Here is an 18,453-nt window from a genome sequence, read left to right on the forward strand (position 1 = left end):
TTTTATTTCACACTGTTTTTAACGAGATTATCTAACTGCTCTTGAGTTAGTATAGTTGGTTCATTTATTGCTTGAGCTTTCATAGGTTTACCCATTTCTACCGCGGTTAAATTAAGTAGACCAGTTACAATAACTTCTTCACCGATATCAATCCCACTAGTTACCACCCAGTAACCACTTACACCCGTATAAACTTTTATATCTTGACGATAATCAACTGTACCATCTGGTAGTAAAATTTTAGCTGTATATTGACCTTTTTGGTTACTAGTAATGCCTTGTTGCGGAACTAACACCGCATTTTTAATCGTACCTAATGTCAATTGAGGTTTTACAAACATACCTGGTAAGATTTTACCTTCACTATTGGAAAATTGAGAACGTAATGTCACAGTACCAGTAGTCTCATTAACAGTCATATCTGAAAATTTGATACTACCAGGTAGCGCATATTTAGAACCATCATTAAAAAAGAGTTCAACATTATCACCTTTAGCCGGCTCATAAATAATATTTTCATCTTGAAGATATTTATTATAACGAGTAGCCGCTTCGGTCATATCAACATAAATTGGATCAAGTTGTTGTACTAAAGCTAATGGTGTAGCTTGCCCTGCTGATACTAACGCCCCTTCCGTCACACTTGATTTACCGATATAACCATCAATTGGCGAATAGACTTTAGTATAATCCAAGTTAACTTTAGCCGCATGTTCTGCGGCTTGAGCAACTAAAACACTTGCTTCAGCTTGTTTGGCATCAGCCGCCGCTTTATCGTATTCTTGTTGGCTAATGGATTTTGTATTTAATAGACCGGCGTAACGTTTTAAGGTAAGTTGCGCAATATTAGCATTAGCTTTAGCGCTAGCGACACTAGCCGTCGCACTGTCATAATTAGCTTGATAAATGGCAGGATCAATTTGGTAAAGTGATTGACCTGCTTTAACATTCGAGCTTTCTTCAAATTCACGCTTTAATACAATCCCACTAACTTGTGGCCTTATTTCAGCTATTTGTGAGGCAATAACCCGTCCCGGTAGATTTATTTTAAGAGTATAATTTAAAGGTTCAACTTTAAAAACAGTTACCTTCGGTAATTGGCCACTACCATCTTGGGACTGATTATCACAGCTTGTTAACAACAATAGACCAGTTAATGCCATTGGCAGCGTAAATAATAGCTTATTAAATCTCATATAAAAAAGACCTCGGTAACTTGATAATTATTTTTTTAATAAAAAACAATGAATATTATTCAAAAGTGATCGGGGATTTTACAAAAAATATGCATAGATTGTAAGTATCTTAACGTCTTAATAGCACAGAGTTCTAAAAATTTGATAACTTATCGATGATAAAACAAGAATAATAAAAAAATTAGATTGAGAATTATGATTATTCGCAGAAATAAAGTAATATATGCGCTGTAATTGTTAGTGCTGTAATAAATGAGTACGGATTTAGCTTACGAATAAAAAGTAAAAAATTTTATTGTGGTATTTTTTTAACTTTTTTTTTCAGTTATATTATTGAATAATTTAAATCTATATTTAATTTAATTCTGAGATGGGTATTATGGATAATTTACGTACTGTTTTAATTGTTGTTGCGTCCTTGGTCATTATTGCATTATTGATTCATGGGCTCTGGATCAATAAAAAGGAACGTTCTTCTTTATTTAAGTCAGGTAAAAAAGATAATTTGACACCAAATACTCAGCAATTTGAAGACATCTACGGCGATGAGGATGAAGATGATGTGATTTTGCTTCCGCCTAGAAGTAAAACCAATCAGACTGCTACTAATAATCCTAGCGAGAAAGTAGTCGTTATGGAAGAAGAGCAGATACCTCGTCAAGAAGATTTGTTTTCAAATGACGATGATGCGACTAACGAGCCAACTATCAATTTTCAACCGGATATATTATCTGATGAGATTGTAACCCCAAAAATCGAGAATAACGTTAGCGAAGCATCCAAATCAACACAATCACACTCTGATAAACCGAGCGAAAAACAAGAAAAATTTAACAAAGAAGATAATGAAGATCAGGAGACTGATATTATTATCTTAAATGTAACTGGTATAAATAATAAATCATTACAAGGTGATGTACTGTTAGCTAGTATCATGCAATCAGGATTCCAATTTGGCGATATGCGGATTTTCCACCGTCATGTTGATCCAGCCGGTAATGGTCCAGTATTATTTAGTTTAGCCAATATGGTTACCCCTGGTTACTTGGATCCTGAAACCATGCATGAATTTACCACACCGGGGGTGTCAATATTTATGGTTGCGCCAACTCACGGTAATAATCAACAAAATTTTAAACTTATGTTACAAACTGCACAGCGCATAGCTGACGATGTCAATGGTGTAGTTCTTGATGATGAACATCACATGATGACACCACAAAAAATCAATAGCTATAAAGAACGTATTAAAAAAGTTTGTAATGAAATTTAATCCTGAAAACACATTTTTAAGTTATTCCACTAATTAAAGTTAGTGGAATAGCGATGTTATATTGTTTTACCAACAATTTTAACAACATCTATTGTACTAAATCTAGTTACGTACTATTTTATTGCTAATTCTAAAACTTACGTTTTAATTTAAGAGTTAAAAATCATGCCAAATACACATTTAGCAAATCAATCTGAATCTCAACAAAATATAGCAGAACAGATCGCTACTTTACGCAATCTGATAAGACATCATGAATATTGTTATTATGTGCTTGATGCACCAGAAATCCCCGACGTGGAATATGATAAATTAATAAAACAACTACAAAGTCTAGAACACGATCATCCTGAACTCATCACATCAGACTCACCAACACAGCGTGTGGGTGGCGTACCATTATCGCAATTTGCTTCGGTCAAACATGAATTACCGATGCTATCACTCGATAATGTTTTTGATGAATTGAGTTTTAACGCTTTCAACAAAAGAGTAAAAGATCGCTTACACCTTAGTGACAGCCAATCGGTTGATTACTGCTGCGAGTTAAAACTTGATGGCTTGGCTGTAAGTTTATTATATGAAAATGGACGATTTATTCGAGCTGCAACGCGTGGCGATGGTACCACTGGAGAAGATATTACCGCGAACGTGAAAACCATAAAAACCATTCCATTGGTATTACAAGGTGAAAACATCCCTACTCGGTTAGAAGTACGTGGTGAAGTCTTTATGACACATAAAGGTTTTGCCAAATTGAATGCTGAAGCAGAAAAACGCAACGAAAGAACTTTCGCTAACCCGCGTAATGCTGCCGCCGGCTCATTAAGACAATTAGATCCTAAAATCACCGCCAAAAGGTCACTCTCTTTCTACTGTTATGGTGTGGGTATTAATGAAGGTACAACCCTACCAGATAATCACTATGACCGTTTAATGCAATTTAAAGCTTGGGGCTTACCGGTAAGTGACAAAGTTCAAATTCGTCAAGGTGCTCAAGAAGCTCTCGCCTATTTTCATGAAATTGGTGAGCAACGAATGTCTCTCGGTTTTGATATCGATGGCGTGGTGATTAAAGTCAACAGTATTGCTCAACAAGAGGAACTGGGTTTCGTTGCTCGAGCACCGCGTTGGGCCACCGCATTTAAATTTCCCGCACAAGAAGAGGTAACCAAGCTCAACAAAGTCGACTTTCAGGTCGGGCGAACTGGAGCCATCACGCCAGTAGCGAGATTAGAGCCAGTTTCTGTCGCCGGTGTGATCGTTAGCAATGCGACATTACATAACAGTGATGAAATCGTCCGCTTAGGTATTCGTGAAGGTGATTATGTAACCGTACGCCGAGCCGGAGATGTAATTCCGCAAATTGTCGCGGTTATTCAAGATCGTCGGCCTGCTGACAGCAAAGAGATCATATTCCCAACTCATTGCCCTATCTGTGGTTCGCTTATCGTTCGAGATGAAGGCGAAGCGATCTCCCGTTGTGCCGGCGGATTGATTTGTCCAGCACAACGTAAAGAAGCCTTAAAACACTTTGTATCTCGCCGAGCAATGAATGTTGATGGTTTAGGTGATAAACTAATTGAACAACTCGTTGATAAAGATTATGTCAAAACACCAGCTGATCTTTATAAACTCACTTTACCAATGTTATGCTCATTAGATAAAGTTGGGGAAAAATTAGCTAATAATTTAATTAATGCTTTACAACAATCAAAAAGCACCAGCTTAAATCGCTTTATTTTCGCACTTGGCATACCAAATGTAGGCGAAGTTACCGCCGAAAATCTAGTTAACCAATTAGGCAATTTATCGGCCATCGAAAACGCCTCATTAGAACAGCTTCAAACTGTAAATGATGTTGGTGAAGTAATTGCTGAAAGTATTGTCGACTTCTTTCAAGAACCGCATAATCGCGACGTCATTGAGCAACTAACCAGTGCAGAAATCGGTATACACTGGCCAGATGTCGAAATACAAGCGTTAACGATCGACTCACCATTTACTGGTAAAACCGTAGTATTAACCGGAACATTATCACAACTAACCCGTGATGAAGCTAAAGATAAATTAAAAAAACTTGGTGCGAAAGTCACTGGTAGCGTTTCTAAAAAAACTGACTTAGTGATAGCTGGTGAAGCCGCAGGTTCAAAGCTAACCAAAGCAGAAGAACTTGGAATAAAAGTTATTGATGAACAAGAAATGATAGACTTATTAAATCAATGAATAAAAAATAGTGGAATAAATCAAGCTAATTAATCAAAAAAGCTTGATCACAAACTAAGGAGAATATTATGCCTTTATTAGACAGTTTCAAAGTCGATCATACTAAAATGAAAGCCCCTTTTGTGCGAATTGCTAAAACCATGGCAACACCTAAAGGTGATGACATTACTGTATTTGATCTTCGCTTTACCATCCCTAATAAAGCACTTTTACCTGAAAAAGGGATTCACACATTAGAACACCTATTTGCCGGCTTTATGCGTGACCACTTAAACAGTGATAAAATTGAAATTATTGATATTTCACCAATGGGATGCCGCACCGGTTTCTATATGAGCTTAATTGGTAAACCTAATGAATCATTAGTCGTTGATGCTTGGTTAAAATCGATGCATGATGTGCTAAATGTAAGATCACAATCAGAAATACCTGAATTAAATGAATACCAATGCGGAACCTACACTATGCACTCATTAGATGAAGCCAAAGCCATTGCCGAAAAAATCATCCAATCAGGTATTGGCATTTGCCATAATCAAGACATTGCATTAACGGATGCACAACTTGCCAACATTAATCACTAGGAGAAATTTATGCCGAATGTAGTTATCGACTTCTTAGAAGGACGTACCATCGAACAAAAACGTGAAATGGCTAAACGAGTAACCGCAGCAATTGTCGAAACACTTAACTGCAAACCAGAAGCGGTACAAATTATTATGCACGAAGTCTCTAAAGACCAAATTGCTAATGGTGGTGTGCTTCGTTGCGATAAAGATTAATTAAATCAATATATAAAAATCAACCTCAATATTAACTATTGAGGTTGAATAATTTAAATCGTGCCAATCAAAAAACTAGTGATTGCCAGGGTGCAAATGCAATAAATGCCCTAATTTATTTGCTTTAGTCGCTAAATAGTGCTCATTATTGGCATTCTCGCCTACTTCCAAAGGAACGCGCTCGGTAACTTTAATGCCTGCTTGCTCAAGTACTTTTATTTTTTCAGGGTTATTAGTCAATAATCGAATTTGTGAAACCCCAAGTAACGTCAACATATCTGCACATAAAGTAAAATCACGTTCATCAGGCGCAAAACCTAGTTGCTCATTGGCTTCAACTGTATCTAAACCTTGATCTTGAAGGGCATAAGCTCTGATCTTATTTAATAATCCAATATTACGTCCTTCTTGACGATGATAAATTAAAATCCCTTTTCCTTCTTTAGCGATTTGCTTTAATGCGGCCTCTAATTGAAAGCCACAATCACAACGCAAACTAAATAATGCATCGCCAGTTAAACATTCTGAATGTACACGGGTCAAAATTGATGTTTGATCATTAACATCTCCAAACACTAATGCCACATGATCCTTACCTGTTGCAATTTCTTCAAAACCAACAATAGTAAAACATCCCCATGGTGTTGGCAGTTTAGCTTGTGCAACACGTTTTAATTGCATTATTATCTCCAAATTCAGTAATAACATGGAATATTTTATAAAAATAAATCGTGCTTCCATGTTAAAATAAGTCAAATTTTACGCTTAATTGAGTTTCTAAATGGGGTTAGTAATAAAAAAAACAATAGCGGTATTAATAATATTTCTAATTATACCGTTATCTGTAACAGCCGTAAATTGGCAGTGGCAGCCGACGTCAATAAATAGTACATCTAAATATTTTTTTTGGTTAACCGAAACAGCTAGCTTTCCTTGGGCGATCATTACATCGGGTTTATTGTTTCTATTATTTTGTTTACTATTAGCCAATAAAACTAAAAAAACAATCTCATTATTATTGTTAATTTTATTTAGTGCGATGTTAGGCGGACAGATTATTAAAAGCCTTATCAAACAACAGACTGCTGAATCAAGACCATACGTTTTATGGCTAGCTAAAGAATATCATTTTAATGATAAACAATTTTATTCACAAACAAGGGCAGAACGAAAAGCCACTATTGAACAATTACTTGCTAATTCAAACACTATTCCAACTTGGTTGGCTCAACATTGGCAAAACGAAACAGGTTACGCTTTTCCTTCTGGACATACATTATTTGCAACAACTTGGGCTTTTTTAGCAATAGCATTATTTGGCTTTAGACGACAATTAATTATTACTGTAACTATGGTTATTTGGGCGTTATTTATTGAAACCAGTCGATTATTACTAGGTATGCACACAGCCTATGATTTAATACTTGGAATAGTGCTAGCGTGGGGAATTTCATTAATCTGCTGTTTTTATGCTAAAAAATGGCATATAGTAGTCAGATAATTTTATAAGCGATGAGTTTTATAAAAAAGTTTTTGGTTAGCAAGACATTTTGAATAAAATAATAAGGTTTAAATTATGAAATTAGTCATATCAATTTTTTTGATAGTTTTCCTATTAGCCATATCGATGACAATAGGCTCAGCTAATAATCAAATAGTAACATTTAACTATTTAATTGCTAAAACCGAGGTTAAGTTGTCGGTATTACTTGCTATTTTATTTGGTTCAGGCTTTTTAGTTGGTTGGGTATTAACAGGTATATTTTTTTTAAAGTCAAAATTCAAACACTCTTCAACTAAACGAAAACTAGATAAATTACAAAAGAAATATGATGAAGATATCGCTAATCATCAAAAAACAAATTTAACCAATACCAATTAAAAATAGGTAATTATGTTTGAATTGTTATTTCTGTTACTCCCGATAGCCGCTGCATATGGTTGGTACATGGGGGATAGAAATGCCAAACAAAAATATTTAAATCAATCAAATCGACTATCTCGGGAATATGTAGATGGTCTGAACTTTCTTTTGTCTAACCAAAAAGATAAAGCGGTTGATCTCTTTCTTGATATGCTTAAAGAAGATGACGGTACACTAGAAGCACATTTAACTCTAGGCAATCTGTTCCGTTCACGCGGTGAAGTTGACCGTGCAATACGTATTCACCAAGCATTAATGGAAAGTCCATCATTGACCTTTGAACAACGACTTTTAGCCATTCAACAACTTGGTCGAGATTACATGTCTGCAGGATTTTATGACCGTGCAGAAGAGATGTTTTTACAGCTAATCGACGAAGAAGACTTTCAACAATATGCCTTACAACAACTGATAATCATCTATCAATCAACCAGTGAATGGAACAATGCGATTAATGCGGCGAGCAGATTGGTCAAACTTGGCAAAGTTAACTATAAAATTGAGATTGCCCAATTTTATTGTGAACTTGCTGCCCTCGCTATCAATAATAATGATTTAGATCAAGCTTATAACTTATTAAAAAAATCTGCGGCTGCTGATAATAACTGCGCCCGAACATCACTAATGCTAGGACGAGTACTTATGTCGCAAGATAAATGTGAACAAGCAATTGAATGTTTTGAAAAAATCTTACACCAAGACAAAGCTTTCATTGGTGAAGCATTACCACTGTTAAAAGCCTGTTACGCAAAACTTAACCAACCACAACAATTTAAGCAATTTCTCGAAATTTGTGTCCAACAAGATACCGGAAATGTTGCCGAACTGATGCTTGCAGATATGGTTGAAAAAGATAACGGACTTGATGCGGCGCAATATTATCTTTATCGTGAATTATTAAAACACCCTAATCTAAAAGGGTTTTATCGCTTAATGGATTACCATGTTGCCGATGCCGAACAGGGAAAAGCCAAAGAAAGTTTATTACTACTTCGCAATATGGTCGGTGAACAGATAAAATCGGTTCCCAATTACCGTTGCCAAAAATGTGGATTTACGGTTAATACCCTTTACTGGTTGTGTCCGGGCTGTCGCTCATGGTCAACCATAAAACCAGTTCGTGATTTCGAACATCATTGAAATAATTAAAAAGAGTTAAATATGTTTCTAATTGATTCACACTGTCATTTAAACAGTTTGGACTATACGAATAAAACGCTTGATAGCGTTCTGCAACAAGCACTACACAACGATGTAAAGCATTGTCTAAGTGTTGCCACTACATTGTCAGATTATGAGTCGATGAAAACAATGTTAACACCATATAAAAAACAGTGCTCATTTTCTTGTGGGATCCATCCGCTTAATTTGGATGATGAACCCTATGATGCCGACCGTTTTGTTCGCCTTGCTCAAGAAGACAATGTTGTCGCGCTTGGAGAAACCGGTCTTGATTATTACTATCAGCAAGACAACATCGAGTTACAACAAGCCAACTTTATCGAACATATAAAATTAGGCAAACAATTAAAAAAACCGATCATTGTTCACACCCGTAACGCCAAAGAAGATACACTTAAACTTTTAAAAGAAGAGCAGGCTTATTCCGGCGTGTTACATTGCTTCACCGAAGACATTGATACGGCCAAAGCACTATTAGATATCGGTTTTTATATCTCATTTTCAGGCATTATCACTTTCAAAAATGCGGAATCTTTACGTGAAGTAGCCAGATATATACCTTTAGATCGTATCCTGATTGAAACTGACTCGCCTTATTTAGCGCCAGTCCCTTATCGTGGAAAAGAAAACCAACCAGCTTATGTTCGCGAAGTGGCCAACTACTTAGCCACATTAAAAGGCGTCTCTTTGGAGACCATTGCACAACAAACGACAACCAACTTTTGTCAATTATTTAATTTACAAGGGGCATTTAATGAGTAACAAATTAACCATCGATTGGGATGATTTTTTAACCAATTATTGGCAAAAAAAACCCGTCATTTTACGCGATGCTTTTAGCAATTTTATCGACCCTATCTCCCCTGAAGAACTGGCTGGTCTTGCCATGGAAGAAGAAATTGAAAGCCGAATCGTTACCAACAAAAATGGGATATGGGATGCTAACTACGGACCATTTATTGATTACAGCCACTTAGGTGAGGAAAATTGGAGTCTTCTTGTACAAGCAGTGGACCATTGGCACAAACAAGCAGCAACCTTAGTGGAACCATTTAAATGTATCCCTCAATGGCAGTTTGAAGACCTTATGATCTCCTACGCTACTCAGGGAGCTGGCGTTGGGCCCCATATTGATAATTATGATGTATTTATTATCCAAGGCAAAGGTTGTCGTCGATGGCAAGTTGGCGATCGTAATCCTAATTACAAACAGTTTAGTGCCCACAAAGCGCTACTGCATGTAGAAGATTATCTGCCAATTATCGATGAAGAAATCACTGCAGGTGATATTTTATATATTCCAATCGGCTTTCCACATAATGGCGTATCAATTGGTGAATCGCTTAGTTATTCTGTTGGTTTTAGAACCCAAACATCACAAGAACTACTTAGTGGCTTTGCTGATTATGTAATCGATAACTTACCTAATGGCATCTTCTATCAAGACCCTGACTTAAAGTTACCTAGCGATCCGTATCGAATCCAACCATACGAACTTGAAAAGCTAAAAGGGCAAATGATCGACCTCATTAAAAACCCCGCCCTATTCAATGATTGGTTTGGCAAACACATCACCATGCCGATGCATGAGCTCAACATCATCCCTGTCGATCCTGCTTATGACTTAGATGAATTTGAAGAGATATTGCAATCTGGAGCAGAACTATATCGTGTGCCAAGCATACGTATTGTAAAAATAGACGATACCGCATACATCAATGGTAATAAAATACCATTACCAATGGAAACCATCGATCTTTTATGTGAATCGGAAGTACTTTACTACGAACAATTGCAAGATGAACAAACCCTAAACGTCATGCTAGAATTCGTTAATCTGGGTTATTGGTATTTTGACGAAGAGTAACATCTTATACCAAGATTATTAAGTAAAAATTCGAGGGTAAATTGTCACGATCTGCTGGAATTATCGGCTAATTTGTCTCAAAAATGAGATATTTACCAAGATTAGCCGAATAATTTTGCCGAATCGACAAAAAATAAAATAAAACCGGCCAATTTCGCCTTTTCATTTGGATTTTTCTCACTTTTAAGTATATACTTGCCCCGCTCCAAACTCCCCCTTAATTAACAATTTGAAGAAATTTGTTAAATAAGAAACGCTGATCCACTATAAATGACTTGAGGTAAACATGAACATTGACGTGACCAAGCAAAACGAACAAATCACCCCCTACCAAAAACGTACCCTATTTGCATCAACCGTAGGTTATGCATTAGATGGCTTAGATATGATGATTTTAGGTGTCTGTTTCAGTCTAATTGCCACCAGTTTTAACCTAACCAAAGCCGATCTTGGCACTTTAACTTCAGCCACATTGTTAGGTGCCGTATTAGGTGGAATATTTTTTGGTATCCTTGCCGATAAATATGGCCGAGTTAGAGTATTTTCATGGACAATTTTAATCTTCTCATTATTCACGGGTTTTTGTGCAATTTCACCCAACTATGAGTGCTTCCTTATTTTTCGTTTTCTAAGTGGACTTGGCCTAGGTGGTGAATTTGGTATCGGCATGACGCTAGTTTCAGAAAGCTGGCCAAAACATAAACGCTCACGAGCAACTTCAATTGTGGCACTAGGCTTCCAAGTTGGTATAATTCTTGCGGCATTAACGGTTAATTTTATTGGTGAAGTACATGGATGGCGTTGGGCGTTTGCCATGGGCGTATTACCCGCGTTGTTTGTGGCATGGACACGTAAAGGATTAAAAGAACCCGAAATTTGGCAGAATCTAAAAGATCAGAATCAAAATAACATCGCCATTAGCAAACTTTTTAAAAACCCAAGAATCACTGCTACCACTATCGGTTTAACCATTGCCTGTGCAGTACAGAATTTTGGCTTTTATGGCATAATGGTTTGGATGCCAAATATGATTGCCTCTGAATATCATCTACCTTTTAAAAATACCATGTTTTGGACTATCTCAACCACTATCGGCATGTCATTAGGGATCTTAATTTTTGGTTGGCTATGTGACAAATTTGGTCGCCGTCCTTCTTACATCGTATTTTTATTAGTCTCAGCCGTTTCAATATGGTTCTATTTTCAACAAAAAGAGGTCGCCATTCTAATTATTTTTGGATCAGTGATTGGCTTTTTTGTTAACGGTATGATGGGTGGATATGGCGCTTTACTGGCTGAACACTATAGCACTGATGCGCGCTCAAGTGCTGAAAATATCATCTTCAACGTCGGTCGTGGGATTGCCGGCATATCGCAAGTATTGATTGCGTATTTAGCAACCATTTACTCAATTAGCTATGCATTAGCATTACTATCAGGAGCATACCTACTATCGGCAGCAGCCTTTATATTCTTAATTCCAGAAACAAAAGGCAAGGCACTAGAATAACCATAAAAAAACAGGGCTAATTGCCCTGTTTCTTCTTTTTATTTGTCACCGTTTAATTAATCATTACAATCAGCTGGTTTTAATGGAATACTAAAAACTATTTCATCGCCAATATAATAATTGTGAACTGCACCAGCTGGAAAAGCCGCTTTGAATAAATCTAATGAATCATTGTTTTTTAGACAATATAATTGCTTAAGCGCATCTCCAGTCATTTGTTTACTTACATCAACATCCATCTCATCTTTAGCGACATCCATCACATATTTATAGATAATCGCATCTCCCTCTTTATGAATATCCACTACAGTAGAAGTTGCATCAACTTTTTTCGGCAATTGACTTTTTGCTTCATTGATAATCAAATCTTGAGTTTTACTCAAATCTGGTCGACTCGCGGCTGTAGCATCTGAAGCTTGAGTAGCCGGAGTAGAGGATGTTGAAGACTCAGTTTCTGTTTTACCTTTTGAATTATCACAGCCGAATAGTGCCACACCTATTAATACAAATGCTGAAATTTTTAACCCTTTCATACTAATTCCTTTTTATATAATTTATTAACAACCCAATTAACTTAATAACGGATAAAATTGTAAAGTATTTAACTAAAAAACACACTTATATTTTAGCAAGATAAAAGCAACTAAACTAATATAATTATCAATAAAAAGGGCTTATCAAAGCCCTTTTTAACATCATATTTAATGCAGATTAATTGATATGCATACCACCAGTGACACCATACACTTCGGCAGTAGTATAACTAGATTCTTCTGATGCTAAATGCACATATACGCCAGCTAGTTCTACCGGTTGCCCCGCACGTTTTAGTGGTGTTTGTTTACCAAACTCTGGAATCACTTCACTTGGTTGACCACCACAAATTTGTAATGGTGTCCATACTGGACCTGGTGCTACACAATTAACACGAATACCTTTACTACCTAATTGCGCAGCTAAGCCACGAGTGAACGCAATAATCGCCGTTTTGGTTGAAGCATAATCCAATAAGTTACCACTTGGTTGGTAAGCTTGCACCGAAGAAGTGGTAATAATCGTCGAACCTGGTTTTAAATAACCTAATGCCGCTTTGGTTACCCAAAATAGTGAAAACACATTGATTTCAAAGGTTTTGATGATTTGTTCCGTAGTCAATTGCATAATATCTTCTACTGCGGTTTGCTTACCGGCTACTAAGGTTAGATTATCAAGTCCACCTAATTTTTTATGGGCTTCCTCGATTAATTTTTTACAAAATGGCTCAGAACTCAAATCACCAGGAATCAACACCGCCTTTCGTCCTACAGACTCAATCACTTTAGCTACATCTTCAGCATCTTTCTGTTCTGCCGGTAAATAGTTAATTGCAACATCTGCGCCCTCTTTAGCATAAGCAATAGCCGCTGCACGACCTATACCAGAATCACCACCAGTAACCAACATTTTTCGACCTTCTAAACGTTGATGGCCTTGATAACTCTTTTCACCACAATCTGGTACGGGTTTCATCTCATATTGTAAACCAGGAGGATTTTGTTTTTGTTTAGGAAACTTGTCATGATGATATTTAGTTGTGGGATTATAGGTTTGCTTACTCATAATTTTCTCCTAAGTTAAACATGCATTTGAAAACAAATTCAATATAACTTAAATAAAATCAATTAATAATCACAAAATCCTATTGTCGAGTATATTTTATATCTTTAAAATACTTAATTAATTCAATTAATTATATCACTTTTAAAAAATTAAAATCATTGACAACTGAGAAAACAGAAACTTCCTTGAATGGCTTAGCGAGGACAGATACAACAAATGCTAAAACCATAATGGGTGAAAATTTAACATCGAAAGTAGTGTAGCAAATAAATAGATATTAAGCTAGCAATGCTAGCTTAATAATAACTATCTGTTAATTTTGCAATCAGTAGGGATCTTAAGAAGTAAAAGCTTTTGGCCTTCGATATAAAACATAAATTCGACACCCTCACTAAAATATTTCTTCACGTTTTTCATCTGAGCATTATCTTGGCAATAAATTTCAGTAATAGCTTTACCAATTTTTTTTATATTTTCACTTGTCAGTAAATCCTCTTTAGTTATCCCTTCAACTGCCGTTTTATAAACGAGGACATTACTATCCGCCTCAATATCAAACCAAATTAGGTTATCATTAAATTTAATAGGTAATATTTGCTTAAGTATACTGATGGCAGCTTTTTTTTCATCATTTAAATCATAAGGTTTATTATTCTTTAAAGTATTAAATTTTTCATCATCAGCTTGATCGATCAGTTGAAGTAACTTACCTGTTTTTTCAGCTCCAATATTCTCCACAAGCCTATCAATTTTATTTTTTTCAAGCGGTGAGTTATCACAACCAAATTGGAACATGACCAACACAATAAAACAAATAATCTTCCGCATTCCTAATCCTTAGTTAGCCTATATCTTATAACTATTGTGATAAGTGATCATTTTATCAATTATTATGATTGGCAATCACAGATAGTTATTTAACTCGACAATCCGTTGGTGTTAATTCAACCACAACAATCTCTTTATTATCAATAAAATAGTGGTAATTAGCTCCATCTGGAAATGCCGTTTTCAACTGTTGCATCTCCTCAGTATTCTCACAATAAGCATTAAAAAGTGCTTGGTGAATTGTATCTAGGGTACTGGGTAACAACAAAGTATGCTCTGGGGTATTTTTAACATCATATTGGTAATTGATGATATTTCGCTCCTTATCCTTATCAACACCAATTAGAGTGGTTAATTCATCAACTTCGATGGGTAACGCTTTCTTCATTGGTTCAATCATCGAATTTTGCACCGCCGTAAGGGAATCATTACTCTTAACCACAGTATTTTTTTTGTTATTATCGCAACTAAATACTAAAAAAATCACCACAAAAAACACAAACGATTTAAATATTTTCATAATGATATCTCTTATTAGTTAATAAAAAATAATTTTCAAGACTTAATTAAATAACGTTGAAGTATTGCTAGGAATAATGTGTGATATTTATACACTAACCTTTCTCAAAATGCCAAAACAATCATTTTTACCCGCTCAAAATCTCATTTGCACAATTTTTTTAACTAAGATAACAACAAATTGCTGAAGTTTTACAAAAACAACAAAAAAATAGTTGCACTTTTTTTTAAAACGAGTATTTTGGATAAATATTTTAGAAATTGACAAAAAAATTACACAAACATTATGAATTTTTCACTCATCGTCGTCCTCATTAACATTATTGTCAGCGTGGTCATTATTCCTACGCGGGGGCGTCTTTTGAGTTAAATATATGGTTATCATATTTCAAAACCCCCGCCCCAAAAAAGCGGGGGTTTTTTTATGAACAATTTTGACATTAACAATGCATGAGCAAAAGTAAAAAGTGAGGAATGAATGTTAGGAACACAGTGGATAGTAAAAACCTTAAAAGAAAAAGGCATTACCACCGTTTTTGGATATCCTGGTGGTCAAATTATGCCTCTATACGATGCCCTTTATGATGGTGGAATTGAACACGTTCTCTGTCGTCATGAACAAGGCGCAGCTATGGCAGCCATTGGTTATGCCCGTGCCACAGGTAAAATCGGCGTTTGTATTGCCACATCAGGTCCCGGTGCAACCAATATCATCACCGGCCTTGCTGATGCATTAATTGACTCCGTACCGGTTATCGCGCTTACCGGACAAGTTCCAACTACACTTATTGGCACAGATGCCTTTCAAGAAGTTGATGTTTTAGGATTATCCTTAGCATGCACTAAGCATAGCTATTTGATTAATGATGCCACCCAGTTACCAAATACCTTACAAGAGGCCTTTAATTTAGCTAATTCGGGCAGGCCGGGACCAATATTAATCGATATCCCGAAAGACATTCAGCTTGCCGACCATGATTACCAAACCTATTTAACGCCATCAACAATAAAAACGCCTTCTGATAACGCTCAATTATATCCAATCTCACTTGACGAGATAAAACAAGCCCAACAAATGATAAGCCAAGCACAAAAACCGATACTTTATATTGGCGGCGGTGTTGGACTTTCTGGAGCAATCAACGAGCTACGTGAGTTTATGGCACTAACCCAAATTCCTAGCGTATCGACCTTAAAAGGACTTGGTGTTGCTGATTTAAACAACCCTTACTATTTAGGGCTTATCGGTATGCATGGTGCTAAAGCGGCCAACTTAGCCGTACAAGAGTGTGACTTACTCATTGCCTTAGGGGTAAGATTTGACGACCGTGTAACCGGCAAACTTAACGAATTTGCTAAACATGCCAAAGTTATCCATGTTGATATCGATCAGTCTGAAATCAACAAATTACGTCAAACTCACTTAGGTTTACAAGGTGATATTAAACACGTTTTACCTTTGTTAAACCAAACCGTATCGATTGCTGATTGGCATAACAAAATAAAACAACTCAAAGACCAACATCCAACACGTTACGATCATCCAGGAGAGGCCATTTACGCGCCGGCACTACTAAAACGCATTTCTGAGCGTAAACCGGCTAACACGGTGATTACCACCGATGTGGGGCAACACCAAATGTGGACAGCACAGCACATGTCATTTACCCATCCACAGAACTTTATTACTTCAAGTGGGCTTGGAACTATGGGCTTTGGTTTACCGGCTGCTGTTGGCGCCCAAATGTCTAGACCCAATGACATGGTAATTTGCGTATCAGGTGACGGATCGTTCATGATGAACGTACAGGAACTAACTACCATCAAACGTAAAAAACTACCGGTCAAAATTGTCCTCATCGACAACCAACGCCTAGGCATGGTAAGACAATGGCAAGAACTATTTTTTAATGAAAGATATAGCGAAACTAACTTATCGGATAACCCAGACTTTTTAATGTTAGCCAAAGCATTTGATATTCCTGGGCAAACCATCAGTAAAAAAGCGGAAATCGAGCCAGCACTCGATAACCTATTCAATTCATCTGGCGCTTATCTACTGCACGTTTGTATTGATGAGCTTGAAAACGTATGGCCACTTGTTCCACCGGGTGCCGCTAACGAAAACATGTTAGATAAAAGTAACAAGGAGTAAGTGATGAATCAAAAAGCGACACACCAATTTACCATAACCGCCAATGATAGATTGGGTTCTCTTGAACGTATTTTACGCGTTGTTCGTCATCGCGGTGGTCATATTGAGCAAATGCAGATGCAATCAATTGATAATCAGTTGTTCACCTTAACACTAACATTAACTACCGAACGGACGTTATCGTCATTACAAAACCAGATAACTAAATTGGAAGATGTAATTTCGTTAGAATAAGTGTCACTATATTCTTTGGTGAAACAACAAGTTAAATTAAAAAAGTAACAATATTAACAGTTAAACAAACAGTAAAGTGATGTATAATGCTTTACATTAAATTGATAAAAGCAAAATACATGCTTAACAAAGTTAAAATTTAAGAGGAAAACAAAAAATGGGTACTACAGCAAAATCTGATTATATTTGGTTAAATGGTGAAATGACTCCATGGGCAGATGCAAAAATTCACGTTATGTCACATGCACTACATTATGGTACTTCAGTATTTGAAGGTGTTCGTTGCTACGAAACGCACAAAGGCCCAGCCATTTTTCGTCATAAAGAACACGCCCAACGCCTATTAAACTCAGCCAAAATTTATCGTTTTCCTGTCCCTTATTCTCTTGAAGAGATCATGGAAGCAACTCGTCAGGTAATCAAAAAAAATAACCTAAAAAGCGCCTACATCCGTCCATTAGTCTTTATTGGTGATGTTGGCATGGGCGTTATTCCACCAGCCGGTTACCAAACCGATGTTATGATTGCCGCATTCCCGTGGGGGGCTTACCTTGGTGAAGACGCCTTAGAACAAGGTATTGATGCTATGGTATCATCATGGAACCGTTTTGCGCCTAACACTATCCCAGCGGCAGCTAAAGCCGGTGGTAACTATCTGTCATCACTACTCATTGGATCAGAAGCGCGCGCTAATGGCTTCCAAGAAGGGATTGCCTTAGACGTTAACGGTCAGCTTTCTGAAGGTTCAGGTGAAAACCTATTTATCGTTAAAGACGGCATATTATTTACCCCATTACTATCATCATCAGCACTACCGGGGATCACCCGTGATGCTATCATCACCCTTGCACATGATTTAGGCATTGAAGTACGTGAACAAACACTTTCTCGTGAATCACTATACCTTGCAGACGAAGTATTTATGACAGGTACCGCTGCCGAAATCACGCCAGTACGAAGTGTTGACCGTATCCAAGTTGGTATTGGTCGTTGTGGCCCAATTACCAAAAAAATCCAACAAACATTCTTCGGATTGTTTAATGGTAAAACTGAAGACAAATACGGTTGGTTAGATCCAGTTAAATAAGTAAACCAAACACCGCTGAACTAATCAGCGGTGTGGTAATTATTTAACAATTATTATTCATCGAAAACTCA

The 18,453-nt window shown here is 36.6% G+C and carries 19 protein-coding genes; 13 read left to right on the forward strand and 6 right to left on the reverse strand.

Going from position 1 to position 18,453, the window contains the following annotated elements; translation table 11 throughout:
• Window positions 1–2: 2 nt before the first annotated feature.
• Window positions 3–1,196: an efflux RND transporter periplasmic adaptor subunit gene (locus DKK70_RS11610; protein ID WP_110434159.1), complete on the reverse strand. Its 1,194-nt coding sequence runs from the start codon at window positions 1,194–1,196 to the stop codon at window positions 3–5.
• Window positions 1,197–1,572: 376 nt separating this feature from the next.
• On the opposite strand from DKK70_RS11610, the gene zipA reads away from it, so the two are divergent.
• The 4 genes from zipA to DKK70_RS11630 all read left to right on the forward strand — a co-directional run bounded on the left by zipA (window position 1,573) and on the right by DKK70_RS11630 (window position 5,477).
• The gene (zipA, locus tag DKK70_RS11615) at window positions 1,573–2,469 is read left to right on the forward strand and encodes a cell division protein ZipA (RefSeq protein WP_375334990.1); all 897 of its coding nucleotides are present in this window, start codon (window positions 1,573–1,575) and stop codon (window positions 2,467–2,469) included.
• Window positions 2,470–2,634: 165 nt separating this feature from the next.
• A complete protein-coding gene (gene ligA, locus DKK70_RS11620) occupies window positions 2,635–4,695 on the forward strand; it encodes an NAD-dependent DNA ligase LigA (protein ID WP_110434161.1) in 2,061 nt (686 codons plus the stop codon).
• A gap of 68 nt (window positions 4,696–4,763) precedes the next feature.
• On the forward strand, window positions 4,764–5,279 hold the full coding sequence (gene luxS, locus DKK70_RS11625) for an S-ribosylhomocysteine lyase (protein WP_110434162.1): 516 nt from the start codon (window positions 4,764–4,766) through the stop codon (window positions 5,277–5,279).
• Between the two features lie 9 nt (window positions 5,280–5,288).
• A complete protein-coding gene (locus tag DKK70_RS11630; protein ID WP_034884944.1) occupies window positions 5,289–5,477 on the forward strand; it encodes a 2-hydroxymuconate tautomerase in 189 nt (62 codons plus the stop codon).
• Between the two features lie 75 nt (window positions 5,478–5,552).
• Here the strand turns inward: DKK70_RS11630 and ribA are convergent, their stop codons facing one another.
• Entirely contained in the window at window positions 5,553–6,158 is a 606-nt protein-coding gene (gene ribA / locus DKK70_RS11635) for a GTP cyclohydrolase II (protein ID WP_110434163.1), read from the reverse strand.
• A 100-nt stretch (window positions 6,159–6,258) separates the two neighbouring features.
• On the opposite strand from ribA, the gene DKK70_RS11640 reads away from it, so the two are divergent.
• The 6 genes from DKK70_RS11640 to DKK70_RS11665 all read left to right on the forward strand — a co-directional run bounded on the left by DKK70_RS11640 (window position 6,259) and on the right by DKK70_RS11665 (window position 11,960).
• On the forward strand, window positions 6,259–6,978 hold the full coding sequence (locus DKK70_RS11640) for a phosphatase PAP2 family protein (protein WP_110434164.1): 720 nt from the start codon (window positions 6,259–6,261) through the stop codon (window positions 6,976–6,978).
• Window positions 6,979–7,053: 75 nt separating this feature from the next.
• On the forward strand, window positions 7,054–7,359 hold the full coding sequence (locus DKK70_RS11645; RefSeq protein WP_110434165.1) for a LapA family protein: 306 nt from the start codon (window positions 7,054–7,056) through the stop codon (window positions 7,357–7,359).
• 12 nt (window positions 7,360–7,371) lie between these two features.
• Window positions 7,372–8,541: a lipopolysaccharide assembly protein LapB gene (lapB, locus tag DKK70_RS11650; RefSeq protein ID WP_110434166.1), complete on the forward strand. Its 1,170-nt coding sequence runs from the start codon at window positions 7,372–7,374 to the stop codon at window positions 8,539–8,541.
• 21 nt (window positions 8,542–8,562) lie between these two features.
• Window positions 8,563–9,345, forward strand: coding sequence for a YchF/TatD family DNA exonuclease (locus tag DKK70_RS11655; RefSeq protein ID WP_110434167.1), 783 nt, complete (start codon window positions 8,563–8,565; stop codon window positions 9,343–9,345).
• Window positions 9,338–10,450: a ribosomal protein uL16 3-hydroxylase gene (locus DKK70_RS11660; RefSeq protein WP_110434168.1), complete on the forward strand. Its 1,113-nt coding sequence runs from the start codon at window positions 9,338–9,340 to the stop codon at window positions 10,448–10,450. The genes DKK70_RS11655 and DKK70_RS11660 overlap by 8 nt, the downstream gene beginning before the upstream one ends.
• Before the next feature lie 286 nt (window positions 10,451–10,736).
• The gene (locus DKK70_RS11665; protein WP_110434169.1) at window positions 10,737–11,960 is read left to right on the forward strand and encodes an MFS transporter; all 1,224 of its coding nucleotides are present in this window, start codon (window positions 10,737–10,739) and stop codon (window positions 11,958–11,960) included.
• Between the two features lie 56 nt (window positions 11,961–12,016).
• Here the strand turns inward: DKK70_RS11665 and DKK70_RS11670 are convergent, their stop codons facing one another.
• The 4 genes from DKK70_RS11670 to DKK70_RS11685 form a co-directional block, all read right to left on the reverse strand.
• The gene (locus tag DKK70_RS11670) at window positions 12,017–12,493 is read right to left on the reverse strand and encodes a hypothetical protein (protein ID WP_110434170.1); all 477 of its coding nucleotides are present in this window, start codon (window positions 12,491–12,493) and stop codon (window positions 12,017–12,019) included.
• A 178-nt stretch (window positions 12,494–12,671) separates the two neighbouring features.
• A complete protein-coding gene (locus DKK70_RS11675) occupies window positions 12,672–13,559 on the reverse strand; it encodes an SDR family oxidoreductase (RefSeq protein WP_110423889.1) in 888 nt (295 codons plus the stop codon).
• Between the two features lie 306 nt (window positions 13,560–13,865).
• Window positions 13,866–14,354 (reverse strand): hypothetical protein, encoded by a 489-nt coding sequence (locus DKK70_RS11680; protein WP_146210875.1) that lies wholly within the window; start codon window positions 14,352–14,354, stop codon window positions 13,866–13,868.
• Between the two features lie 118 nt (window positions 14,355–14,472).
• Window positions 14,473–14,907, reverse strand: coding sequence for a hypothetical protein (locus tag DKK70_RS11685; protein WP_110434172.1), 435 nt, complete (start codon window positions 14,905–14,907; stop codon window positions 14,473–14,475).
• A gap of 477 nt (window positions 14,908–15,384) precedes the next feature.
• Between DKK70_RS11685 and ilvG the strand changes: the two genes are divergently transcribed.
• The 3 genes from ilvG to DKK70_RS11700 all read left to right on the forward strand — a co-directional run bounded on the left by ilvG (window position 15,385) and on the right by DKK70_RS11700 (window position 18,382).
• Window positions 15,385–17,061 (forward strand): acetolactate synthase 2 catalytic subunit, encoded by a 1,677-nt coding sequence (gene ilvG / locus DKK70_RS11690; protein WP_110434173.1) that lies wholly within the window; start codon window positions 15,385–15,387, stop codon window positions 17,059–17,061.
• A gap of 3 nt (window positions 17,062–17,064) precedes the next feature.
• Window positions 17,065–17,295 (forward strand): acetolactate synthase 2 small subunit, encoded by a 231-nt coding sequence (ilvM, locus tag DKK70_RS11695; protein ID WP_110434174.1) that lies wholly within the window; start codon window positions 17,065–17,067, stop codon window positions 17,293–17,295.
• 157 nt (window positions 17,296–17,452) lie between these two features.
• On the forward strand, window positions 17,453–18,382 hold the full coding sequence (locus DKK70_RS11700; protein ID WP_110434175.1) for a branched-chain amino acid transaminase: 930 nt from the start codon (window positions 17,453–17,455) through the stop codon (window positions 18,380–18,382).
• The last annotated feature ends 71 nt before the right edge of the window (window positions 18,383–18,453 follow it).

Origin of the sequence: Gilliamella apicola (genome assembly GCF_003202655.1) — a bacterium.
GTDB lineage: Bacteria > Pseudomonadota > Gammaproteobacteria > Enterobacterales > Orbaceae > Gilliamella > Gilliamella apicola_R.